Here is a 23,827-nt window from a genome sequence, read left to right on the forward strand (position 1 = left end):
GGCCTTCTACGGCAACCCGCGCACGGTCTCGGCCACGCTCGAGTACCGCTTCTAAGCCTTCGCGCCACCAACCAGGACAGCGCGCCGCCTTCCGCAGGGGCGGCGGCGCGCCCCGCTTCCCTTCCATCGCGGAAGACCCGAACAGGATTTCCCCAGCGTGCTTAACTTCACTCCAATCAGTTTCCAGAGCAGCGACGGGCTGGCGTTGTATGCACGCGATTACGCCGCCCAGGCCGACGAAACGCGCCCGCTGGCCCCGCTGCCGGCGCATTTGCCCGTGATTTGCCTGCACGGCCTGACCCGCAACTCGGCCGACTTCGACGAGCTGGCGCCGGCCATCGCGCGCATGGGCCGGCGCGTGATCGCACCCGACGTGCGCGGCCGCGGCCACTCGGCGCGCGACGCCAATCCCGACAACTACAACCCGAACGTCTACGCCGCCGACGTCGCCAAGCTGCTGCACGACCTGGGCATCGCGCGCGCCGTGTTCGTGGGCACCTCGATGGGCGGCCTGATCACCATGACGCTGGCCATGCGCCATCTCGACCTCATCGCCGGCGCCGTCCTGAACGACGTCGGTCCCGTGCTCTCGACCCGCGGCCTGGCGCGCATCGCCGGCTACGCGGGCCGCTGCAATACGCTCTCCTCCTGGCAGGACGCGGCCGGCTACCTGAAGGACATCAACGCCTGCGCCTTTCCCGACAGTCCCGACGAGGAATGGGACAAGTGGGCGCGGCGCGCCTTCGAGCCCGACGCCGCCGGCAAGCTGGCCCTGCGCTACGATCCGAATATTGCGCTGGCATTGCAAGCAGGTAAACTGCGGCCGTCGTCGCTGGCATCGCGCATGGCCTTCCGGCGCCTGGCGCACCGCCGCCCCACCCTGCTGGTCAGGGGTGCGCTGTCGGACCTGGTGGAACCGGACCAGGTCGCGTGGATGCGGCGCGCCGCGCCCACCATGGAATACACCGAAGTGCCGAACGTCGGCCATGCGCCGATGCTCACCGAACCGGAAGCGCTGGGCGCGATCCGCCAGTTCCTGTCGCGGCTTCCTTAAAACAGAATCAGAATCACTGGAGACACCATGAATGACCTGATCAAACCCCTCATCAAGCCCATCGGCGCAGCCTTGCTGGCCGCCTTCGCCGCCAGCGCCGCGCCGCTCGCGCTGGCCGCCGGCCCCGACCTGAAGATCGCCCTCATCGCCGGCAAGACCGGCCCGCTCGAAGCCTATGCCAAGGAGACCGAGACCGGCTTCATGATGGGCCTGGAATACCTCACCGGCGGCAAGATGGAAATCAACGGGCGCAAGCTGAAGGTCATCGTCAAGGACGACCAGAGCAAGCCGGACCTGGGCCGCACCCTGCTGGCCGAAGCCTATGGCGACGACAAGGCCGACATCGCGGTGGGCACCACCTCCTCCGGTTCGGCGATCGCGATGCTGCCGGTGGCCAAGGAATACAAGAAGGTCCTGATCATCGAGCCGGCCGTGGCCGACGCCATCACCGGCGAGAAGTGGAACAAGTACATCTTCCGCACCGCGCGCAGTTCCATGCAGGATGCGCTCGCGGCAGCGAGCACATTGAAGGGCGGCAGCGTCGCCTTCCTGGCCCAGGACTACGCCTTCGGGCGCGACGCCATCAAGGCCGGCAAGGAAGCGCTCAGCGCCACCGGCAGCAAGGCCAGGGTCGTGCACGAGGAATACGCGCCGGCCACCACCACCGACTTCACCGCTTCGACCCAGCGCCTGTTCGACGCTCTGAAGGACAAGCCGCAGCCGCGCGTGCTGGGCATCGTCTGGGCCGGCCCGAACCCGATGAACAAGATCGCCGACATGAAGCCCGAGCGCTACGGCATCGCGCTGGCCCCGGGCGGCAACATCCTGCCGGTGATGAAGACCTGGAAGAACTACGCCGGCACCGAAGGCACGATCTATTACTACTACGCCTTCCCGAAGAACAAGATGAACGACTGGCTGGTCGCCGAGCACCAGAAGCGTTTCAAGGCCCCGCCCGACATGTTCACCGCCGGCGGTTTCGCCGCCGCCAGCGCCGTCTTCAACGCGCTGTCGAAGGTCCCGGATGGGAACAGTGAAAAACTGGTCGCGGCGATGGAAGGCATGCGCTTCGACACCCCGAAAGGCCAGATGAGCTTCCGCAAGGAAGACCACCAGGCGATCCAGTCGATGTACCACTTCCGCATCAAGAAGGACCAGGCGAACGAGTGGGACCTGCTGGAACTCGTGCGCGAGATCCCGGCCAGCGAGATGCCGCTGCCGGTCAAGAACAAGCGCTGACATGGCGGCCACCAACGCACAGCAGCCGTCGCTGTCGACCCGCGACCTGACGATCCGCTTCGGCGGCCACGTCGCGGTCGACGCGGTGACGGCGGACTTCTTCCCGGGGACCCTGACGGTGATCGTCGGCCCCAACGGGGCCGGCAAGACCACCTACTTCAACCTGGTCTCGGGCCAGCTCCCGGCCACTTCCGGCCAGGTGCTGTTGGGCGGCCAGGACATCACCCGCCATGGCGCCGCGCGCCGCACCCGCCTGGGGATCGGGCGCGCCTTCCAGCTCACCAACCTGTTCCCCAACCTGACGGTGATGGAGAACGTGCGCCTGGCGGTGCAGAGCCGCGCCGGCCTGGGCCTGAACATGTTCTCGGTCTGGTTCGGCCACAAGGAGCTGATCGAGCGCGCCGAGCATTACCTGGAGCGCGTGGCGATGTCGTCCAGGCGCGAGGCCCGCGTCGGCGCCCTGTCGCACGGCGACCAGCGCAAGCTGGAAGTGGCGATCCTGCTGGCGCTGGAGCCGTCGATCCTGATGTTCGACGAGCCGACCGCCGGCATGAGCGTGGACGAGGTGCCGGTCGTGCTCGACCTGATCCAGTCCGTCAAGCGCGACGCCAGCAAGACCGTGCTGCTGGTCGAGCACAAGATGGACGTGGTGCGCCAGCTGGCCGACCGCATCATCGTGCTGCACAACGGCACCCTGGTCGCGGACGGCATGCCCGCCGAAGTGATGCAATCGAAGATCGTACAGGAAGCCTATCTTGGAACACCCGAAACCGAACCCGCAGCCGCCATCGCCTGACCAGGCCGGCGCGCCGCTGCTCACGCTCTCCGGCGTGCACACCCACATCGGCCAGTACCACATCCTGCAGGGCGTCGACCTGGTCGTGCCGCGCGGCGGGCTGGCGGTGCTGCTCGGCCGTAACGGCGCCGGCAAGACCACCACCCTGCGCACCATCATGGGCCTGTGGAAGGCCAGCGCCGGCGCGATCGTCTTCGACGGCCGCGACATCACGAAGCTGGCCACGCCCGACATCGCGCGCCTGGGCATCGCCTACGTCCCCGAGAGCATGGCCGTGTTCTCGGACCTGACGGTGCGCGAAAACCTGCACCTGGCGGCGCGCAGCGGCCCGATGGACGGGGCCCGGCTCGACTGGATCTTCGGCTTCTTCCCGGCCCTGAAGAAATTCTGGAACTACCCGGCCGGGAACCTCTCGGGCGGCCAGAAGCAGATGGTGGCGATCGCCCGCGCCATCGTCGAGCCGAGGAAGCTGCTGCTGGTGGACGAGCCGACCAAGGGCCTGGCCCCGGCCATCGTGCAGAGTTTGATCGCGGCCTTCCGCGAGCTGAAGGACACCGACACCACCATCCTGCTGGTCGAGCAGAACTTCAATTTCGTGCGCTCGCTCGGCGACACCGTGAGCGTGATGGACGACGGCCGCGTGGCCCATGCCGGCGGCATGGCCGCGCTGGCCAACGACGACGAGCTGCAGCAGCGCCTCCTGGGCCTGTCGCTCGCCTCCCACCAATAGGAGCCACACGATGAGTGCTACCCTTCCCCGCGCCGCCGCCCTGCCCAAGGCGGACGCGCCGCTGCCCAAGGCGGACACGCCGCTGCCGGCGGCGCCGCGTGACATCGCGCCGCTGCTGCTGGTGCCCGCCATCGCCCTGCTGGTGCTGCCGCTGGTCGGCAGCTTCCCGACCTGGGTCACCCTGACCGTCGCCGGCCTCGCGATGGGCATGATGATCTTCATCATGGCCAGCGGCCTGACCCTGGTGTTCGGCCTGATGAACGTGCTGAACTTCGGCCACGGCGCCTTCGTGTCGGTGGGCGCGTTCGCCGCCACCATGGTGCTGCTGCCGATGCGCGGCTGGCTCGAGATGGATTCGCTGCTGGTCAACCTGGGCGTGCTGGGCCTGGCGGTCACGGTCGCGATGCTGGTCACGGCCCTGCTGGGCTGGGCCTTCGAGCGCGTGATCATCATGCCGGTCTATGGCCAGCACCTGAAGCAGATCCTGATCACCATGGGCGGCATGATCGTCGCCGAACAGCTGATCAACGTGATCTGGGGCGCCGAGACCATCGCCCTGCCCTTGCCGACCAGCCTGCGCGGCGCCATCTTCCTGGGCGACGCCGCCATCGAGAAATACCGCCTGGTGGCGGTGATCGTCGGCCTGGTGGTGTTCGTGGGCATGTTCCTGACCCTGAACCGGACCAAGATCGGCCTGCTGATCCGCGCCGGCGTCGAGAACGGCGAGATGGTCGAGAGCCTGGGCTACCGCATCCGCCGCCTGTTCGTCGGCGTGTTCGCGGCCGGTTCGGCGCTGGCCGGCCTGGGCGGCGTGATGTGGGGCCTGTACAAGGAGACCCTGTCGGCCGCGATGGGCGGCGAGATCATGATCATGATCTTCATCGTCATCATCATCGGCGGGCTGGGCTCGGTCGGCGGCTGCTTCATCGGCGCCCTGCTGATGGCCCTGGTGGCCAACTATGCCGGCTTCCTGGCCCCGAAGATCGCGCTGGTCTCGAACATCATCCTGATGATCGCGATCCTGCTGTGGCGCCCGGCCGGGCTGTATTCGAAGATGCGAGGCTGACATGGCGATGAATCCCATGACCCGGCTTCTTTCCGGCGACCTGCCGCGCAGCCGCATCCTGTCCGCGGTGCTGATCCTGATCCTGCTGGGACTGGCCTTCGCGCCCTTCCTGACCAGCGGCGCGCGGCCGCTCAACATGGCGGCGACCATCTGCGTCTACATCGTGCTGGTCGCCTCCTACGACCTGCTGCTGGGTTACACCGGCATCGTGTCGTTCGCCCACACCATGTTCTACGGGATCGGCGCCTACGGCATCGGCCTGGCGCTGGCCTCGGTGGATGAGCCGACCTGGGGCGTGGCGATGAAGGGCCTGGGCCTGGCGCTGCTGCTGGCGCTCGCCCTGGCCTTCATCGTCGGCCTGTTCGCCCTGCGCGTGCGCGCCATCTTCTACGCCATGATCACGCTGGCCGTCGCCTCGTCCTTCGCCGTGCTGGCCTCGCAGCTGTCGGACTTCACCGGCGGCGAGGACGGCAAGACCTTCAGCGTGCCGGAAGTGCTCACGCCCGGCTTCACGCTGGTCGAGAACGAGGTGTTCGGACGCGCCATCGACGGCAAGCTGCTGACCTACTACCTGGTGTTCTTCGGCTGCCTGCTGCTGTTCCTGTTCCTGCTGCGCCTGGTGAACTCGCCCTTCGGGCGGGTGCTGCAGGCGATCCGCGAGAACGAGTTCCGCGCCGAGGCGCTGGGCTACCGCACCGTGGTCTACCGCATCTGGGCCAACTGCCTGGCGGCCCTGGTGGCGGCCCTGGCGGGCGCGCTGATGGCCCTGTGGCTGCGCTACGTCGGCCCCAAGACCTCGCTCGGCTTCGAGGTCATGACCGACATCCTGCTGATCGTCGTGATCGGCGGCATGGGCACGATGTACGGCGCGGTGGTCGGCGCGGCGCTGTTCATCCTCGCGCAGAACTACCTGAAGGAACTGATGGCGCATGCGTCGGCCGCCCTGGAAAGCGTGCCGCTGCTGGCGGCCGCCCTGCATCCGGACCGCTGGATGCTGTGGCTGGGCGTGTTGTTCGTGCTGTCGATTTATTTCTTCCCGATCGGGATCGTGGGCAAGCTGCGCGTGCGTAGCTGGCTGGCGGCGCGCTGATCGTTTTCCTCCTGGCGCGGGCGTCCCTCGTCCGCGCCTGTCACTTCTCCCGTTGTTGCCTTCGTAGGGTGGACACCTGTGTCCACGCGGTCTCACCCTTCGCACATCACAACAGCTCCAACGTTGGTGGCGTCCGAATATTCCGGTGGTCCGCGTGAGCACCATCCCGCGTGGGCACAAGTGCCCACCCTACGCAAAGCCGACTTCCATCCAGCGGCTCACGAGCACGCCCCACCGTGCGCACCACGCCGCAGCCCAATAGCCGCTGAGTTCGTACGCACTTGAATAGAGATCAAAGTAGGCCATCGTTCAGCTCATATGATGAACTCAACCATGGCCTCGTGTCAGCCAGCGCGAGTGGAACAGCCATCTTTTCTGGCTCCGCATGAAAGCACAATCCCATGAAACTACTCAAGTCGTACACCGCGGCCGGCGCGCTTGCGCTGGCGGTGCTCGCGCCAGGGGCCGCCGGCGCCGCGGGCATCGCGGTGCTGGACGAAGGCTTCGACGACCTCGCCTCGCTGCCGGGCTGGACGCTCGTGAACAACAGCGTGCCGGCGGGCAGCACCTGGTTCCAGGGCAATGCCGACGTCTTCGGCGCCCAGTCCGGCGCCGCCAACGCCTACGCCGCCGCCAGCTTCATGGGCGCCACGAACGGCCAGGGCACGGTCGACAACTGGCTGATCACCCCGCTCCTGTCCCTCAGCGGCCTGACCAACTTGTCCTTCTACACCGCCCATGAGGCCATGCCGGGCTCCGCCGACTTGCTCGAAGTGCGCTGGGCGCCGGGCAGCGGCAGCGGCACCGGCGGCTTCACTACCCTGCTGACCAGCTTCGGCGGCGCCGGCTACCCGACCGACTGGACCCGATGGAGCGCCGGCCTGGACCTCCAGGGCGAGGGCCGTTTCGCCTTCCGTTACGTGGGCAATGCGGGCGCGCTGAACTACATCGGGCTCGACACGGTCCGCGTCGTCACGGCGGTGCCGGAACCGTCGCTCTACATGATGCTGGCCCTGGGCCTGGGCGCGCTGAGCTTCATGCGCCGCAAGACACTGAACTGACGCTTCCGGAGACCACCATGTCACCCAACAAACTCTTCGCGGCGCTCCCCTCGCCGCCATCTGCGCCCTCATGCCGCGTCACGGCGCCGCCCAGGAACAGCAACAGGGCATGGTCGTCGTGCGCGACGCGCAGACCGGCCAGCTGCGCGCTCCCACGCCCGCCGAAGCCCGCGCGCTCGCGCCGAAAGCGACGGGCGCGATGACGGCGCAGGGCAAGCCTTCCATGGTCACCCACGCCAGCGGCGCACGCCAGGTGCACCTGGGCGTGCGCGGCCTCGTGTATTCGGTCGTCACCCGCGACGCCGGCGGCAAGCTGGCCGACCAGTGCGTGCACGGCGCGGATGCCGCCGACCAGGCCGTCCACCGGCACGGCGAGCAAGTCCAACACGGACACGACAAGGAGGGTCGCCATGAAAACAAATAAATGCGCAGGCAAGCTCGCGCTGCGCGTCGCCGCGGCCCTCGCATTGTCCGGCGCCGCCTTCGCCGGCCAGGCCGCCACCATCACCATCGTCAACCAGAACGCGCCCGGCATCGGCTTCAACGACCCGGCCCCGGCCACGCCGGTGGGCGGCAATCCCGGCACCACGCTCGGCGCCCAACGTCTGTACGCCTTCCAGCACGCCGCCAACATCTGGGCGTCCACCCTCACCAGCAGCGTGCCGATCCGCATCGGCGCCTCCTTCGTGCCGCTGTCGTGCACCGCGAACAGCGCCGTGCTCGGCTCGGCGGGGGCGAACGAGATCTGGTCCGACTTCACCAACGCGCCGCGCCCGAACACCTGGTACCCCAGCGCGCTGGCCAGCAAGCTGGCCGGCGCCGACGTCGCCACGCCGGGCGAGCCGCACATCATTTCGCGCTTCAACTCGCGCCTCGGCCTGTTCCCCGACTGCATGCCGGGCTCGGGCTTCTACCTGGGCGTCGACAACAATGCGAACGGCCAGATCGACCTGGTCACCGTGCTGTTGCACGAAATGGCCCACGGCCTGGGCTTCCAGACCTTCACCGACGACGAGACCGGCGCCCAGATCAACGGCATCCCGTCGATCTGGGACCACTTCCTGGTCGACAACCGCACCGAGCGCCCCTGGGTCGGCATGAGCGAGACCGAACGCGTCGCCTCGGCGATCAGCGGCGACGGCCTGTCCTGGAACGGCCCGAACGTCACGGCCGCGGTGCCGCAGCTGCTCGATCCGCGCTCGCGCTTGACGGTCAGCGGCAGCGCCGCCGGCAACGCGGCCGGCGACTATGCCGTCGGCGACGCCTCCTTCGGCCCGCCGCTCGGCGCCAACGCGGTCAGCGGACAGCTCATGCCGGTGGTCGAGCAGGCCGACGGCACCGGACTGGCCTGCAACCCGCTCGACGAGCTGAACGCGCTCGCCGTGCGCGGCAATATCGCCCTGGTCTCGCGCGGCAGCTGCGACTTCGTTTCCAAGGCGCGCAACGTGCAGGCCGCGGGGGCGATCGGCATGATCGTTGCCGACAACGCACCGGGCGAGCCGAGCGGCATGAGCGGCGACGATCCCGCCATCACGATCCCATCGGTGCGCATCACCCAGGAAGCCGGCGTCACCCTGCGCGCCGCGCTGCAGACCAGGTCGCGCACCCGTTCCGGCGTGGTCGCATCGCTCGGCATCGATCCGAACCGCCTGTCCGGCACCGATCCGCAACGGCGCATCCTGATGTACACGCCGACCACCAACGCGCCGGGCTCCTCGGTCTCGCACTACACGACCGATGCCAAGCCGAACCGGCTGATGGAGCCGTCGATCAACGCCGACCTGTCGCACAGCGTCAGCCTGCCGAACGACCTCACCTACCCGCTGCTGCAGGATATCGGCTGGTAGGTGCAGGCCGGCGCGTGCGCCAGGAGCTTAAAAAAAGGCCGGCACCCCGAGGGCGCCGGCCTTTGTTCCTTCGTGCACGAGGAATTACTGCTGTTCCTGCGCAGCCTTGTAGGCGGCAACGCCGTTCACGATTTCTTCCTTCGCTTCTTCCGGACCGGCCCAACCCTCGACCTTGACCCACTTGCCCTTTTCCAGGTCCTTGTAGTGCTCGAAGAAGTGCTGGATCTGCTGCAGGCGCAGGTCCTGCAGGTCTTCCGGCTTTTGCCAGTGGCTGTAGATCGGCAGGATCTTGTCGACCGGGACCGCCAGCACCTTGGCATCGCCACCGCCCTCGTCGCTCATCTTCAGCACGCCGATCGCGCGGCAACGCACGACCACGCCCGGGATCAGCGGGAACGGGGTGATCACCAGCACGTCGCACGGATCGCCGTCGGCAGCCAGGGTCTGCGGCACATAGCCGTAGTTGCACGGATAGTGCATCGCGGTGCCCATGAAGCGGTCAACGAAGATCGCGCCGGTGTCCTTGTCCACTTCGTACTTGATCGGATCGGCGTTCATCGGGATTTCGATGATGACGTTGAAGTCGTTCGGCACATCGCGGCCGGCTGGAACGTTGTTCAGGCTCATGGGTTATTCCTTGGTTGCTGAAGATTCAATAAAGGGAAGCATTATATCGAATAGGCATCAGCTTGTGCGACGCAGCAGGGGCATGTGGTGCGGCAATTGTGCAGCCGGCAGGCCGTCCGGATGACTATGCGGGAACGCGTTCGAGTACCGCTCGTTCCACGCGGACATAACTGAGTCCGAGAATTGGCGCAAGGGAATACATCGACCGGCGCGTTGAGCGAACACAAGCGATGGCGATATCGCGGTGGCGCGGCGCCCCGGTGCTCCCTACCATGGATCAGGTCGGCGTCAATGTCGACGCCGGGCCCATGCGGGAAATCCCCATGGGCACGCTGGACTCCCTTCCCCCGCGCGGCGGTGAGCGGCAAGGAAGGCAGCATCCCGGCGCCACGACTACCGCCCCCCGCGCCGCTGCCCTGACCGCCAAGCGCTCCCGGCAATCACCTTTCATCGACAGGAGGCAGGACATGAAAACGTTTAACCGGTTTGCTACCCGGCTGACGCGGCCCTGGCTGGGCATTCTCGCCCTATTGCTGGGCGGCGGCGCGGCGGTCGCGGCGCCATCGCCACGCGGCGCGGATGCCCCGCCCGCGACCGGACAGCTCATCGCGCACGCCCAGGCGCAGGCGGAGTGGATCAATGGGCAGTCCGCAGGCCCCGCGACTTGCCCGCACAAGCACCGGCATGGCCTGCGCTACAGTGTCCAGCGGCTCGACGTTACCCGCTTCGAGGCCTTCCCCACCGCCATCAACAACCATGGCTGGGTTGTCGGCTACAGCGACACTGTCACCGGCGTCATGCCGACGCTGTGGATCGGGAGCCGGGCCTACGATCTCGGCAGCCTGGGCGGCACCGTCGGCTACGCCTACGACATCAACGACGCGGGCCAGATCGTCGGCTTTTCCAACAACGCCAATGGGGTCATGCGCGCCTTCAGCTGGTACCGGGGCCGGATCACGCCCCTGCGCAACCTGGGCGGCAGCCCGACCTCGTTCTCGGTAGCGTGGGGCATCAACCGCTCCGGTGTCATCGGCGGCACCAGCGCCGTCCCGGACGGCTCGCGTGCGCTGGCCGTCCTCTGGCGCAAGGGCACCCCACGCCCGCTGGAAAGCCTCGGCGGCGCGAATTCCTCCGTCCTCCGGATCAACGATGCCGGCTTCAGCGTTGGCGTAAGCAACGACATCAGCGCCACCCAGCATGCCGCGCTCTGGACGCCGACCGGCGAGGTCGTCGACCTGGGCGCGGAGGCGGTCGCAACCGACATCAACAACAGCCGGCGGATCGTCGGCTACACCTTCTCCGGCACGACCATGTCCAGGCCGGCGAAATGGTACGGCGGCGTCCGCACCATCCTGCCGACCCTGGGCGGCGAAAACGGGGCCATCTTCGGCATCAACGAAAAGGACGAGGCCGTCGGCTTTTCGCAAACGGCAATCGGACTGGAACGCGCGACGATCTGGTTCGGCGCCAAACCGGTCCAGCTCGACACCCTGCTCGACGAGGCCAGCCAGGGCATCACGATCGATGCCGCCTATGCCATCAACGACAAGGGGCAGATCGCGGCCATCGAGCGCCTGCCCAACAACAGGGTGCAACCCCTGGTGCTGACGCCACGCCGCTGCCACGGCAAGTGAGTGTGCGAGCCGCCGGGCGCCGCGCTTCGCACCCGGCTGCGCTGGCGCCGGAACCGCGAACGGCCGGCCGGATGGGCCGGCGGCGGCGCGGGTCGTTCCGGCCGCCGCCGTCCGGCTCAGAGGATGTTCGCCAGCGCGCTGTGGCGGTAATGACTCGCCGCGCGCTCGTCCTGCCCCAGCGCCTCGTGCAACTGGGCCAGCTTCAGGTGGATGTCGCGCACCATGCCGGCGTCGAGCGCGTCCGACAGCGCCTGCTCCAGGTAGCGCTGGGCCTTGCCCCAGAGCTTCTGGCGCAGGCAAAGCGAGCCGAGGGTGAGCGCCAGCTCGGGGTCGTTCGGGCGCTCGCGCAGCCAGGTTTCGCATTTCTCGATCTGCGCCAGCAGGGTGGCCGAGCCGGCCGGGCCGGCGGCGTCGCGGTAGGCGCGGAGCACGCGCTCGTCCCAGCCGGACTTCAAGGCCTCTTCCGCGATCACGCGCGCCTCGTCGTGCAGGCCGCTGGCGTTGAAGGCGGCGGCGGCGCGCGCCGCGACGGCCGGCTGGAGCCGGTCGGCGGCGGGCACGCCGGCCCAGAAGCGCCGGATCGCTTCCGGATCCTGTCCCTCTTCCGACAGCAGGGCCTCGTAGGCCATCTCGCGCAGGCGCGCCGCCAGCGCCGGATGCAGCGCATTGCGCTTGTCCAGGATGCGCACCAGGCGCAGCACCTCGGGCCAGTTGCGCGCCTGCTGGTGCGCCTTCATCGACCACTGCAGCGCGTAGATGTGGCGCTGGCCGCTGGCGTTCAGTTCTTCCACGGCGGCCAGCGCCGCCTCCGGCTGGTGGTCGTCGACCAGCAGCTCGATGACGGTCATCAGGCGCGCCGTCTTCATGCCGTTGTCGGCGGCGATGCCGGCCAGCCAGGCGTCGCGCCGCGCCGGCTCGCGCATGCGGTGCGCGGCGCGCGCGCCGATCAGGGCCGCCACGCCGGCGTTCTCGGGCAGCTCGGCGGCGCGCATCGCGGCCTTCTCGGCATGGCCGAAGCGCCCCTCGAGCAGCGCCTTGAGCGCGTCGCGCAGGCCCTTGTTGCCCTCGCGCTCGCGCTTGCGCTGGCGGTAGGCGGCCACGCGTTCGGGCATGCGCCGGGTTGCGTTGATCGCGCGCACCAGGCCGTAGAGCATCAGGAACAGCAGCGCCAGCAGCACCACGAACAGGTTCAGCGACATGTCGATCCGGTGCGGCGGATAGAACAGCACCACGTTGCCCGGATTGAAGCGGGCCGTCACGGCGATGCCGATGGCGGCGGCCATCAGGGCGACTAACCAGAGGAGTAAACGCATGGATTAAGGCTTCGTCTTGTAGTTGCGCACGGCGTTCAGGCTGTCGGCCAGGGTCGGCATCTCGATCGACAGGTTGTTCGCCTGGACCTGGCGCAGCACCGACTGCACCTGCTGGGTCGAGCGGGCGCGCGTGTCGAAGTAGCGCGCCAGGGTGTCCTGCGCGGCGGTCAGGTCGTCGGCGAAGGTGGTCTCGTCGCGCGAAAGCAGCGCCATGCGCGCGTTCAGCAGGCGCAGCTTCAGGCTTTCGCGCACGAAGTAGCGCTGCTCGGGCGAGAGCATCAGCGCGTCCGGCGTGTTCACGCTGCGCACGCGGATCAGCTGGCGCACGTCGTCCCACATCTCCTCGGTCCAGTTGCGCCAGGTCTGCACCATGCGCTCGCCGACCGACAGCGGCGCGGCCGGCGCCGCAGCCTTGTCGGCAACCTGCGTGCCCTGCGTGCCCTGCGTGCGCGCGCCGCGCGCCGGCGCGGCCGGCAGCAGCGGCTTCTCGTCCGACAGCAGCGGCAAGGTGTCGACCTGGCCGATGACGCTGTCCAGGCGCACGGCGACGCCGGCCAGGTCCACCGCCGGCAGCGCCTTGAGTTTTTCCATGTCGCTGGCGATCGCGCGGCGCACCGTGATGAACTGCGGCTTGTCCGAACGCGACAGCGAGCGGTCGGCGTTCTGCAGCGCGATCAGGGCGCCCTGCACGTTGCCGGCCAGCTGCAGCTGCTGGCTGGCGGTCGAGAGCACCTGCTCGACTTCCGACAGCGCCCATTCGTCGCGGCTCTTCGACAGGTCCTGGTAGAGCTGCTCCAGGGCCAGCTGCTGGCTCTGGCTTTCCAGCTGGCGGCTTTCGAGCACGCCGACCTTCACCTGCAGGGCTTTCGACTGGTCGGCAACGTCGCGCGCCAGCGCGGCCGTTTCGGCATTCATCTGGTTGCCCTTCTGCAGGCTGATCGCCATTTCCTTGCGCAAGGTGTTGATGCGGCTGTGGCTCGACCAGGTCTGGGCGGCCAGCAGCACGGCCAGCACGATCACGGCCAGCGGCAGCGGGCGCGTCAGCCTGTCGGCCAGGCTCGGCCCTCCCATGGGCGCTCGCGCGCCCGCAAACGATTCGGGGGCCGGCGCCTGCGGCGCGGCGGGAGGCTGCGTCGGCGGCAGCTCTGGATGATTCGGCAGTTCGTTCATGTTCGAGATTGTAACGCGGCAAGTAGTCGCTCGTCGCCCGAGCCGGTGAGCGTGATGCGCGCCAGGCCCAGCGCGCGGGCGGCGTCGGCGATGCGCGCATGGGGCACGATGACGTGCTGTTGTTGCATTTTCACAACCAACTCATGGTCGAGCTGCCGCAGCAGCCCGAACAGGCCGCGCAGCGCTTCCGAGCTGGTGATGATCCAGTCGTTCGGCGAGGCCAGCAGGGAACGCAGGGTCGCGCCCAGTTCCGGCGTGAGCGCCGGCACGCTGCGCCGGTAGGCGGGCACGATCGTGAGCGCGGCGCCGGCGGCGCGGAAGCCCTCGGCCATCAGCTCGCGCCCGGTCTCGCCGCGCACGATCAGCACGCGCTTGCCGCGCAGGGCGGCCAGGTCCAGCGTCTGCAGCAGGTTCTCGGAATCGCTGCGCGTCGGATCCTGGGGGCCGAGGATGGTGGCGTTGGCCTCGGTCAGGCCGTGCTTCGCCAGCGCGGCGCGGCTGCCCTCCCCCAGCACCGCCAGTGCCACCTGGCGCGGCCAGGCGGACACCAGCGCCATCGCGGCGTCGATCGCGTTCGGCGACACGAAGGCGACCAGGGCGTAGCTGTCGAGCTCGCGCATTGCCGCGCGCAGGGCCGACTGGTCGGCCAAAGGCGCGATCTCCAGCAGCGGCAGCAGCACCGGCGTGCGGCCGATGGCGGCCACGGCGCGCACCAGGGCGTCGGCCTGGGCGCGCGGCCGGGTGATGACGACGGACTCAGGCATCGGGACTGGCGTCCTGCCGGATCGTTTCCAGGATCGCGTGCGCGTCCTGTTGCCCCAGCAGTTCGGACACGCGCTCGCCCAGCAGTTCCGGCTGGCCGGCCGCGCCCGTCAGTTCGGCGTGCGCGCTGCGCTTGCCGTCGGGCGTGGCGACCATCGCGCGCAGGCGCATGGTGTCGCCCTCGACCGTGGCGTGCGCAGCCAGCGGGATCTGGCAGCTGCCGCCGAAGATCTTCGAGACCTTGCGCTCGGCCATCACGGCGCGCGCGGTGTCCAGGTGGTTCAGCGGCGCCAGCAGCGCGCGCAGGTCGGCGCCGTCCAGGCGCTCGCCGCTGGCGATCTCGATCGCCATCGCGCCCTGGCCGGCGGCCGGCAGGCTCAGCTCCGGCGCCAGCACGGCGCGGATGCGCTGGGGCAGGCCCAGGCGCTTGAGACCGGCGGCGGCGAGGATGATGGCCGCGTAGTCACCGCGGTCGAGTTTGGCCAGGCGGGTGTCGAGGTTGCCGCGCAGCGGCTGGATCACCAGGTGCGGATAGCGGGCCGCGACCAGGGCCTGGCGGCGCAGGCTGCTGGTGCCGACGACGGCGCCGTCAGGCAACGCGTCGAGGCTGGCGTAGTCGTTCGACACGAAGGCGTCGCGCGGGTCTTCGCGCTCGAGCACGGCGGCCAGCTCGAAGCCTTCCGGCAAGTCCATCGGCACGTCCTTCAGCGAATGGACGGCCAGGTCGGCGCGGCCCTCGGCCATCGCCACTTCCAGCTCCTTCACGAACAGGCCCTTGCCGCCGACCTTGGAGAGGGTACGGTCGAGGATCTGGTCGCCACGCGTCGTCATGCCGAGAATGCTAATTTGGCAATCTGGATATAATGCGGCCAGACGGTCGCGCACATGTTCCGCCTGCCACATGGCCAGGCGGCTCTCGCGCGATGCGATAATCAATTGCGACGGCACTTGCACCTGCTGCGTCATTTCGGATGCTTTCAAAACGAATTCTTTCACTGTCGTTGCGCTCACCGGCCGATGCCAGTAAAGGCCCTTGCATAGGATCACAAATTTTAGCATGGGGCCTGATTGCAGATCGTGGCCAACCGCCATGCACAACCCGGCGTTTCCAACATTAGAGAATCAGTGGTCGATATGGACAAACCCGTTGCACCCGACAACCTCGCCGGCGCCGACAAGGACGCCCCGCTGAAAGAAGACATCCGCCTGCTCGGCCGCCTGCTCGGCGACGTGCTGCGCGACCAGGAAGGCGACGCCGTCTTCGACGTCGTCGAGACCATCCGCCAGACCGCCGTGCGCTTCCGGCGCGACGCCGATCCGCAAGCCGGCCAGGAGCTCACCAGCCTGCTGCACAAGCTCACCCGCAACCAGACGATTTCCGTGGTGCGCGCCTTTTCCTACTTTTCGCACCTGGCCAACATCGCCGAGGACCAGCACCACAACCGGCGCCGCCGCGCCCACCTGCTGAACGGCTCGCCGCCGCGCGAAGGCAGCGTCGGCTACGCCCTGGGCAAGCTGCGCGCCGCCGGCGTGGACCAGAACACGGTCGAGAACTTCTTCAGGAACGCCCTGATCTCGCCGGTACTCACCGCCCACCCGACCGAGGTCCAGCGCAAGAGCATCCTCGACGCCGAGCACGACATCGCGCGCCTGCTGGCCGAGCGCGACTTGCCGCTGACGCCGAAGGAGCAGGTGCGCAACCTGCAGCTGATGCACGCGCGCATCGCCACCCTGTGGCAGACGCGCATGCTGCGCTACACCAAGCTGACGGTGGCCGACGAGATCGAGAACGCGCTGTCCTACTACCGCATCACCTTCCTGCGCGAGCTGCCGGCCCTGTACGACGACATCGAGGACGAGATCGGCGTCCAGTACCACGGCAAGCCGGCGCAACTGGGCGACAGCGCCTACGTGCAGATGGGCAGCTGGATCGGCGGCGACCGCGACGGCAACCCGAACGTGAACGCCGACACCATGCGCCACGCCGTGATGCGCCACGCCACCACCATCCTCGACTGGTACCTGGACGAGGTGCACGCGCTCGGCGCCGAACTGTCGACCTCGACCCTGATGGTCGACATCACCCCGGCCATGCAGTCGCTGGCCGAGCGTTCCACCGACCAGTCGCCGCACCGCGAGGACGAGCCCTACCGCCGCGCCCTGATCGGCATGTACGCGCGCCTGGCGGCCAGCGCGCGCGAACTCGGCGCGACCAACATCCTGCGCAAGGAAGTCGGCCACGCTGCGCCCTACCTCGATGCCAACGAATTCGCCGCCGACCTCGAGATCGTGGCCGAATCGCTGGCGGCGAACCACGGCGCCATGCTGATCGGGCCGCGCCTGGCCGGCCTGATGCGGGCGGCGCGCATCTTCGGCTTCCACCTGGCCTCGCTCGACATGCGCCAGACCTCGGACGTGCACGAGCGCGTGCTGGCCGAGCTGTTCGAAAAGGCCGGCGTCGAAGCCGACTACGCGGCGCTGTCCGAGGACGGCAAGGTGGCGCTGCTGCTGGCCGAACTGGCCCAGCCGCGCCTGCTGTACACCCCCTACGAATCGTATTCGGAAGAAACCGAATCCGAGCTGGCCATCGTGCGCGCCGCGCGCGAGATCCGCCAGCGCTACGGCGCGCGGGCGATCCGCAACTACATCATCTCGCATACCGAGGCGGTGTCTGACCTGCTCGAGGTGCTGCTGCTGCAGAAGGAAGGCGGCCTGCTGAAGATCTCGCAGGGCATGTCGGAGGTGATGGTGATCCCGCTGTTCGAAACCATCCCCGACCTGCAGCGCGCGGCGAACATCATGGAAACCTGGATGGCCCTGCCGCCGGTGGCGCGCCTCATCGAGCACCAGGGCCGGCTGCAGGAAGTCATGCTCGGCTACTCGGACTCGAACAAGGACGGCGGCTTCCTGACCTCGAACTGGGAGCTTTACCAGGCCGAGCTGAAGCTGGTCGAGGTGTTCGAACGCGCCGGCGTGAAGCTGCGCCTGTTCCACGGCCGCGGCGGCACCGTCGGCCGCGGCGGCGGCCCCAGCTACCAGGCGATCCTGGCGCAGCCGCCGGGCACCGTGAACGGCCAGATCCGCCTGACCGAACAGGGCGAGATCATCGCCTCGAAATTCTCGAATCCCGAGATCGGCCGCCGCAACCTCGAGCTGCTGGTGGCGGCCACGCTGGAAGCGAGCTTGAGCCCGCATGCGGCGGAGGGAGACAAGGCCGAGCGCCTGGCGCGCTTCGAAGCCGTGATGGCGGAACTGTCCGCGCGTGCGTACAAAGCCTACCGCAACCTGGTGTACGAGACCCCGGGCTTTACCGACTACTTCTTCGCCGCCACGCCGATCGCCGAGATCGCCGAACTGAACCTCGGTTCGCGCCCGGCCTCGCGCAAGTCGACGCGCCGCATCGAAGACCTGCGCGCTATCCCCTGGGGCTTCTCCTGGGGCCAGTGCCGCCTGCTGCTGCCGGGCTGGTACGGTTTCGGTTCCGCCGTCTCCGAATGGCTGGAGGAAGGTCCGCAGGAGGAACGCGATGCGCGCCTGGCGACGCTGCAGGAGATGTTCCGCGAGTGGCCCTTCTTCGCTACCCTGCTGTCGAACATGGACATGGTGCTGGCCAAGACCGATCTGGCGATCGCCTCGCGCTATGCCGGGCTGGTGCCGGACGCCGCGCTGCGCGAGCGCATCTTCAAGCGCATCGCGGCCGAGCACGGCGAGACCATCCGCCGCCTGGAAGCGATCACCGGCGCCAGCGAGCGCCTGGCCGGCAACCCGCTGCTGGCGCGCTCGATCCAGAACCGCTTCGCCTATCTCGACCCGCTGAACCACCTGCAGGTCGAGCTGATCCATCGCCACCGCGCGATGTCCCGTGAACCGGGCGAGATGGATCCGCGCGTGCACCGCGGCATCCACCTGTCGATCAACGGGGTCGCGGCCGGCCTGCGCAATACGGGTTGAACGTAAGTGGGCGGCTCGTCATCCGGTTCACTGGACCGGATGACGCCACGCGGTGATCCTGCTCTTCCCTATCACTCCAGCCTGATCGCCATGTCGAAGATCCACGTCCGGCGGATCTCGACCACGTCGTACTGGCGCGCCAGCGCAGGCGGGAATGGCCCGTACAGCGCCTGGCTCTCCACCACCTGGCGGATCGCGTCGTCGATGGCGGGGACGCCGCTGGACAACACGAAAGTCACCTTCTCGACCGATCCGTCGGCGCGCACCGCGATCGTCACGACCGGCTGCCTGTGCGGCTGCTTCACCGCCTCGCGCACCATGTCGAAGGTCATGTTCATCTCGATCTTGCGGCTCATGGCCTGGGCGTAGACGACCAGGTCCGGGTTCGGGTCGGCGCGCCCGAACATCCACCCTCGGCGCAGGCTGCTCGCCGCGGGCAGCGCCTCCTGCGCACGCTTCGCGGCGTCGCGCTCGGCCGCTTCCCGGTCGAGCTGGCGACCGATCGCGCGCAGCCGCTCCTCGCGCGCCGCTTCCTGCCCGGCCTTCTCGCGCTGCGCGGCTTCCTGACGGGCTGCTTCCTGGCGGGCCGCATCCTGACGGGCTGCTTCCTGACGCGTTGCTTCCTGACGGGCCGCTTCCTGGCGCGCCGCTTCCTGACGAGCCGCTTCCTGACGAGCCGCTTCCTGGCGGGCTGCTTCCTGACGAGCCGCTTCCTGGCGGGCTGCTTCCTGACGAGCCGCTTCCTGACGGGCTGCTTCGTGACGCGTCGCTTCCCGGCGTGCCGCTTCCTGACGGGCCGCTTCCTGACGGGCTGCCTCCTGAAGAGCCGCTTCCTGACGAGCCGCTTCCTGACGGGCCGCTTCCTGGCGCGCGAGCTCGTCCCGGGCCTGCGCATCGCGCCGCTCCTGCTCCTGGCGCAAGGCTTCGCGGCGCAGCGTTTCTTCCCGCTCGCGCGCTTCGCGTTCCGCTGTGCGGCGCGCGGCGTCGTTCCTGGCCGCTTCCTCGGCGCGGGCGGCCTCCTGCCGCGCCTGCTCGCGCTGCGCCTGCTGCTCCTGTTCGCGCCGTGCCGTTTCCATGCGTTCGGCCTCCAGGCGCGCCGCCTCCGCGCGCTCGCGGTCCTGACGCGCGGCGTCCTGGCGGGCCTGCTCCTGGCGCAAGGCTTCCTCCGCCTGCAGCGCTTGCCGGGTAAGAAGCTGGCGCTCCGTTTCTTGCCGGGCGGCCTCGCGCTGCGCCAGCGCGATCAGTTCCGCTTCCTGCCGTTGTGCAGCCTCCTGCGCGGCCGCACGAGCAGCCTCCTGTGCGGCTGCCCGGGCGGCCTTCTCTTCGGCCTGCGCCTGCTCGGCCCTGGCCAGGGCGAGCGCTTTTTCCTGTGCTTCCTGTTCACCCTGCTCAGGTGCCGGCGCGTCGTCGGGAACCGCTTGCGGCGCCGGCTCGGGCACGCTGACAAGCTTCGCACCCGACCGCTCCGCCGCCGCAGGCGCCGGCTCCGGCACCGGCCGGGGTTCCGGGCCTGGCGCAGGCGCGGGTGCCGGCGCGGCAGGGGCCGGCACGCTCTCAGCAGCGGCGACGGGCGGCGGCGGAACCGGCTTCGGTGGGGTGACAGGACGACGCTGGCCCGCCGCGGCAGGCTTCGTCTTGCCTGGCGGCGCAGCGATCGCCTGTGCGGGCGCGGGCGCCGTGGCAGGCGCCGCGGCCAGGGTAATACGCAAGTCGTTCGCGCCCAGGCGTCTCTCCTCCCAGGGGAACTGCAGCTGGGGCAGCCCGAAGGCCTCGCCGCCCAGCGAAATGCTCAGCAGCAGGCCATGCACCGCCAGCGAGACGATGAGCGCGCTACGCATCCGCCAGGGGCCGCCTTGCGCGTAGGCCCCGGCACCCGCGTCGGCAAACCCGTGCGCGGGCGCCGATGCGGGCCACGCGGAAGCGCTTTCATTGTTGACCGCTGCGAGGTGGGGTGACTTGACCATGGTGAGGACTGCAAGGATGCCAATGAGGCAAGGAACCCGGCGATGCTATCACAAAGGAAATATTTTCCGATTCCGGCTGGAATCTCCCGTGCGCGGCTTCAACGCAAGGCGGCGGCCGGACTTCCATGAAAAATGCCGCCGGGGCCAACGGCCCGGGCGGCATTCCATGCAGGGGCAAATGCCCGCTTGCCTCCTTACTGCGGCGTGCAGTTGCCCAGGCTATCGCCCTGGCGCAGCTTGGCCGGCACCGCGTTCGGCGACACGCAGATGTCGACGCTGCGGCCGCTGCCCGCGCTGTCCGGCTTGTGGCAGACCGCCACCTTGCCGTTGCCGCAGCGCGCATCGATCACCGAGACCGTCACCGACGCCGGCGCCGGGCAACCGTTCGCGCTGATGGCCTGGGCGGTGAGCGCGAAGGTTCCCGCCCCGGTCGGCGCGAAGGTGGCGGCGGCGCCGTCGGCGGCCAGGCCCGGCGCCGGGTTCCAGGCGAAGCCGGTGCCCGGGTCCGCATCGTAGGCACGCAGGCTGACGCTTTGCGCGCCATAGCCCAGCACGATGGTGCCGGCCGGCTGCCCGGTCGGCGTGGCGTCCAGGCGGCTGACCTCGACGATCGGCTGCGGTACGTGTCCGATGACGTTCACCGTGGCCGGCGCGGAAGCGCTCAGGCCCGCCTTGTCGATGGCCGTCAGTTCGACCTGCTGCGCGCCGATGTCGGTGCAGCTGAACACGGTGCGCGAAGCATTCAGCGTCTCGATGCCCCAGTTGTCCGTCGTGCCGCCGTCCAGGTCGGCCGGCTGCAGGCTGGCCGTGCCGTTCGCCAGCGTCAGCGCGAGTGCGCGCGTACGCACGCTGGGCGCCTCGAAGTCGTTGCTGACCGGGTTGGCCGGCGCGCTCTCGTGGCTCAGGCGGTTCAGGGCCGTCACGGTGTAGTAGTAATACCGGCCCGCCTCGGCCCGGGTGTCGACGTAGCCGCTCGCGTCCGATTCGACCACCGCCAGCAGGTTGTCGCCACGCTCGGTGTCGAGCGTCCGCTCGCCCGAGCGGTAGACGGCGAAGCGGCGTACCTTGTCCATCTCGTCGCGGGTGTCGATCGCCGGGCTCCACGCGAGCTGGACCGCGTTGTCCTGGCCCGGCGCGGCGCTCAGGGCGGACGGCGCGGAAGGCTGCAGCGTGTCCTTCCAGGGCATGGCGGGCACCAGCGCCGGACGGGCGTAGGTGTCCTGCATCAGGTCGGTGCGGTAGCCCAGCGGGTTGGCCGCCAGGAAGGCGTGGCGGAAGTGGATCTGCCCGGCGATATTGCCCTGGGTGCGGTTCAGGGCGATCTGGTTGGCCACCTGCTTCGGGTCCAGCCAGCCGGCGGTGTTCATCTTGTAGTCGGCGATGCCGACGTAGACGTGGCGGCCGAAGGCGTTCTCGTTCCACCACGGGACCAGGAGCTTGTAGTCCGAGCCGGCCTGGCCGATGTACCAGTAGACCTGGGGCGCCAGGTAGTCGACCCAGCCCTGCTGCAGCCAGGTGCGGCTGTCGGCGAAGTTGTTCACGTAATGCTGGTTGGCGCCGCTCGACGTCGGCGAGCCGATGGCGGGATCAAGGCTGCTGCGGTAGATGCCCGACGGCGAGACGCCGAACTTGACCCAGGGCTTCGCCGCGCGGATGCGCTCGCCCACCTGGGCGATCAGCAGGTTGACGTTGTCGCGCCGCCAGTCGGCGCGCCCCGCGGCCGTCGCGGGAAAGCCGCGCGGGTGGGCCGCATAAGTCGCGTCGTCGGCGATGGTGCCGCTCGGGTAGAAGTAATCGTCGAAGTGGATGCCGTCCACGTCGTAGCGCTCGACGATGTCCATGATGACGCTGGTGACGTAGTCGCGCACCTCGGGCAGGCCGGGGTTCAGGATCTTCACCGTGCCCACCGTCAGCAGCCATTCCGGATGGGTGCGCGAGATGTGGTTCGCCGCGTACTGGGCGGGATTGTTCTCGGAAGCGGTATTCGCCACCGCCCGGTAAGGATTGATCCAGGCGTGGAATTCCAGGCCGCGCTTCCTCGATTCGTCGATCGCGAACTGCAGCGGATCCCAGGCGGGCGCCGGCGCGCTGCCCTGGTTGTTGGTCAGGTAGTAGGACCAGGGCTCGAGCGTGCTCGGGTACATGGCGTCGGACTGGCTGCGCACCTGGAAAAAGGCGGCGTTCATGCCGGTCGCCTTGTTGTGGTCCAGAATGCCGGCCAGGGCCGCGCGCTGCTGCTCGGGCGTCTGGGTGCGGTTCGGCCAGTCCAGGCTCAGGTGGGTGCTGATCCAGACGCCGCGCAGCTCGCGCTTGGGCGTGACGGAAGCGGTGTCGGCATGCGCCAGGGACGCACCGAAGGACGCGACGAGCAGGCTCGCTGCCGCGGCAAGCAAAAGTTTTTTCATGTTGTCGTTTTTTGCGGGTTGAGGTGAACACGCCCGCACGGCTGGCTGTGCGGGCTGCGCCCGATGGCGCCCGGCGTCTCCCACGCCAAAGCATTGCCATCTTCTCAAGAGATTACGCGCGGGAAATTGGCGTCACCAATGAATTTGCGGCTGTGTCGCATAACCCGGACACATGAGGCGACGGCGCGCCCGCCGGAAGGGTCGCAGCCCGATCGTCAGCGCCGGATCGACAGGCCGACGGTGAAGCTGGCGTAGGGGGTGTTGTGGTTCAGGCCGCGCGAAAACATGGTGTCGATCTCGCAATCGTTCGTCAGGAGCCAGGCCAGGCCGATGCCGGCGCTGGCCTGGGTGCCGCCATGGCGGCTGGACGCGATCTGCGGCATCGCCAGTTCGGCAACCCCGCGCAAGCGCGCGTCGAAACGCTTTTCCAGGCCGACGCCGAACAAGCCGTAGGTGTAGCGTCCGCCTTCGTCCTCGTGCTCGACCGCCAGGCCAGGCATCACACTCAATTGCATGTCGCCCGGCAATTCCCAGCTGCCGACGACGCGCAGCGACGGCCGCACGCCCTCGCCACGCAGCAGCCGCGAGCCGGTCGGCAGGGTGGCGTCGAGCAGCACGCCAGTCGACGGCAGGCTGCCGCGCGCATCGGCGACGTGCCACAGCAGGCCGATCGTGCTGTCGGCATAGCCTGCCTGCGTGGTGCGCGCGCCGCTGGCCGGATCGCGGCGGTGCAGCACGCTGCGGCCATCGCTCTCGATCCGCAGTTCCAGCAGATCGCTCAAGCCGACGCGCAGCGTGGTCGGCGTGCTCAGCGTATGCTCGCGCCCCGCCTCGCCGCGCGCGCGTTCGCTCAGGAGGCCGGTTTCGAGCTGCACCCGGCCCTTGCCGATGCCCTCGCTGGATTCGACGAAGTCGGGCCGGCCGGAAGCGATCGGCTCGTCCTGCCCACCCTGCTCCTGGGCCGCCGCACCGGCGCAGCCGAGCGCCAGCAGCATGAGGAGCCGGCGGGCGAGCCGGCCTGGAGGGGGATGGCAAAGAAGGGATCGTGTCATGCGCGGCTCCATGATGTCGGCGCCGGCGTCCGTGCGCCGGCCACGACCGATCTTACAACCGCCGGG

The 23,827-nt window shown here is 68.8% G+C and carries 19 protein-coding genes; 11 read left to right on the top strand and 8 right to left on the bottom strand.

The annotated features are described in order from the left end of the window. Nucleotides 1-157 precede the first annotated feature (157 nt). From RT688_RS09685 to RT688_RS09725, 9 genes are all read left to right on the top strand, one after another. Entirely contained in the window at nucleotides 158-1,054 is an 897-nt protein-coding gene (locus tag RT688_RS09685) for an alpha/beta hydrolase (protein ID WP_313704664.1), read from the top strand. 27 nt (nucleotides 1,055-1,081) lie between these two features. Then, entirely contained in the window at nucleotides 1,082-2,293 is a 1,212-nt protein-coding gene (locus tag RT688_RS09690; protein ID WP_313704665.1) for a substrate-binding domain-containing protein, read from the top strand. Nucleotide 2,294: 1 nt separating this feature from the next. Next, entirely contained in the window at nucleotides 2,295-3,089 is a 795-nt protein-coding gene (locus tag RT688_RS09695) for an ABC transporter ATP-binding protein (RefSeq protein ID WP_313704666.1), read from the top strand. Then, on the top strand, nucleotides 3,049-3,819 hold the full coding sequence (locus tag RT688_RS09700) for an ABC transporter ATP-binding protein (RefSeq protein ID WP_313704667.1): 771 nt from the start codon (nucleotides 3,049-3,051) through the stop codon (nucleotides 3,817-3,819). Before RT688_RS09695 ends, RT688_RS09700 begins: the two co-directional genes overlap by 41 nt. 10 nt (nucleotides 3,820-3,829) lie before the next feature. Beyond that, nucleotides 3,830-4,885, top strand: a complete 1,056-nt coding sequence (locus RT688_RS09705) for a branched-chain amino acid ABC transporter permease (RefSeq protein ID WP_313704668.1) — start codon at nucleotides 3,830-3,832, stop codon at nucleotides 4,883-4,885. Between the two features lie 16 nt (nucleotides 4,886-4,901). Further along, nucleotides 4,902-5,975, top strand: coding sequence for a branched-chain amino acid ABC transporter permease (locus tag RT688_RS09710; protein WP_313704774.1), 1,074 nt, complete (start codon nucleotides 4,902-4,904; stop codon nucleotides 5,973-5,975). A gap of 401 nt (nucleotides 5,976-6,376) precedes the next feature. Further along, the gene (locus RT688_RS09715; protein WP_313704669.1) at nucleotides 6,377-7,036 is read left to right on the top strand and encodes a choice-of-anchor J family PEP-CTERM protein; all 660 of its coding nucleotides are present in this window, start codon (nucleotides 6,377-6,379) and stop codon (nucleotides 7,034-7,036) included. Between the two features lie 70 nt (nucleotides 7,037-7,106). Next, nucleotides 7,107-7,460 (top strand): post-PEP-CTERM-1 domain-containing protein, encoded by a 354-nt coding sequence (locus RT688_RS09720; RefSeq protein WP_313704670.1) that lies wholly within the window; start codon nucleotides 7,107-7,109, stop codon nucleotides 7,458-7,460. Continuing rightward, entirely contained in the window at nucleotides 7,447-8,883 is a 1,437-nt protein-coding gene (locus RT688_RS09725) for a PA domain-containing protein (protein WP_313704672.1), read from the top strand. Before RT688_RS09720 ends, RT688_RS09725 begins: the two co-directional genes overlap by 14 nt. Before the next feature lie 84 nt (nucleotides 8,884-8,967). Here RT688_RS09725 and ppa read toward each other — a convergent pair whose 3' ends face one another. Next, complete coding sequence (gene ppa, locus RT688_RS09730) at nucleotides 8,968-9,510, bottom strand: inorganic diphosphatase (protein WP_313704673.1); 543 nt, start codon at nucleotides 9,508-9,510, stop codon at nucleotides 8,968-8,970. Between the two features lie 272 nt (nucleotides 9,511-9,782). On the opposite strand from ppa, the gene RT688_RS09735 reads away from it, so the two are divergent. Further along, nucleotides 9,783-11,144, top strand: coding sequence for a hypothetical protein (locus RT688_RS09735; protein WP_313704674.1), 1,362 nt, complete (start codon nucleotides 9,783-9,785; stop codon nucleotides 11,142-11,144). A gap of 116 nt (nucleotides 11,145-11,260) precedes the next feature. Here the strand turns inward: RT688_RS09735 and RT688_RS09740 are convergent, their stop codons facing one another. Genes RT688_RS09740 through hemC form a run of 4 tightly spaced genes read right to left on the bottom strand, consistent with a single transcriptional unit; the run spans nucleotide 11,261 to nucleotide 15,355 of the window. Continuing rightward, nucleotides 11,261-12,457 (bottom strand): heme biosynthesis HemY N-terminal domain-containing protein, encoded by a 1,197-nt coding sequence (locus tag RT688_RS09740; protein ID WP_313704675.1) that lies wholly within the window; start codon nucleotides 12,455-12,457, stop codon nucleotides 11,261-11,263. Between the two features lie 3 nt (nucleotides 12,458-12,460). After that, nucleotides 12,461-13,627, bottom strand: a complete 1,167-nt coding sequence (locus RT688_RS09745) for a uroporphyrinogen-III C-methyltransferase (RefSeq protein ID WP_313704676.1) — start codon at nucleotides 13,625-13,627, stop codon at nucleotides 12,461-12,463. Beyond that, on the bottom strand, nucleotides 13,624-14,391 hold the full coding sequence (locus RT688_RS09750; protein WP_313704677.1) for a uroporphyrinogen-III synthase: 768 nt from the start codon (nucleotides 14,389-14,391) through the stop codon (nucleotides 13,624-13,626). The genes RT688_RS09745 and RT688_RS09750 overlap by 4 nt, the downstream gene beginning before the upstream one ends. Then, nucleotides 14,384-15,355, bottom strand: coding sequence for a hydroxymethylbilane synthase (hemC, locus tag RT688_RS09755; RefSeq protein WP_313704775.1), 972 nt, complete (start codon nucleotides 15,353-15,355; stop codon nucleotides 14,384-14,386). Before hemC ends, RT688_RS09750 begins: the two co-directional genes overlap by 8 nt. A 168-nt stretch (nucleotides 15,356-15,523) precedes the next feature. On the opposite strand from hemC, the gene ppc reads away from it, so the two are divergent. Then, the gene (gene ppc, locus RT688_RS09760) at nucleotides 15,524-18,340 is read left to right on the top strand and encodes a phosphoenolpyruvate carboxylase (RefSeq protein WP_313704678.1); all 2,817 of its coding nucleotides are present in this window, start codon (nucleotides 15,524-15,526) and stop codon (nucleotides 18,338-18,340) included. Nucleotides 18,341-18,411: 71 nt separating this feature from the next. On the opposite strand, the gene RT688_RS09765 is transcribed toward ppc, so the two are convergent. From RT688_RS09765 to RT688_RS09775, 3 genes are all read right to left on the bottom strand, one after another. After that, a complete protein-coding gene (locus RT688_RS09765; RefSeq protein WP_313704679.1) occupies nucleotides 18,412-20,304 on the bottom strand; it encodes a TonB C-terminal domain-containing protein in 1,893 nt (630 codons plus the stop codon). Between the two features lie 194 nt (nucleotides 20,305-20,498). Continuing rightward, on the bottom strand, nucleotides 20,499-22,709 hold the full coding sequence (locus tag RT688_RS09770) for a family 10 glycosylhydrolase (protein ID WP_313704680.1): 2,211 nt from the start codon (nucleotides 22,707-22,709) through the stop codon (nucleotides 20,499-20,501). Nucleotides 22,710-22,924: 215 nt separating this feature from the next. Beyond that, nucleotides 22,925-23,761 (bottom strand): transporter, encoded by an 837-nt coding sequence (locus RT688_RS09775; RefSeq protein WP_313704681.1) that lies wholly within the window; start codon nucleotides 23,759-23,761, stop codon nucleotides 22,925-22,927. Nucleotides 23,762-23,827 lie beyond the last annotated feature (66 nt).

Origin of the sequence: Massilia sp., from assembly GCF_032106685.1 — a bacterium.
Classification (GTDB): Bacteria; Pseudomonadota; Gammaproteobacteria; order Burkholderiales; family Burkholderiaceae_D; genus Telluria.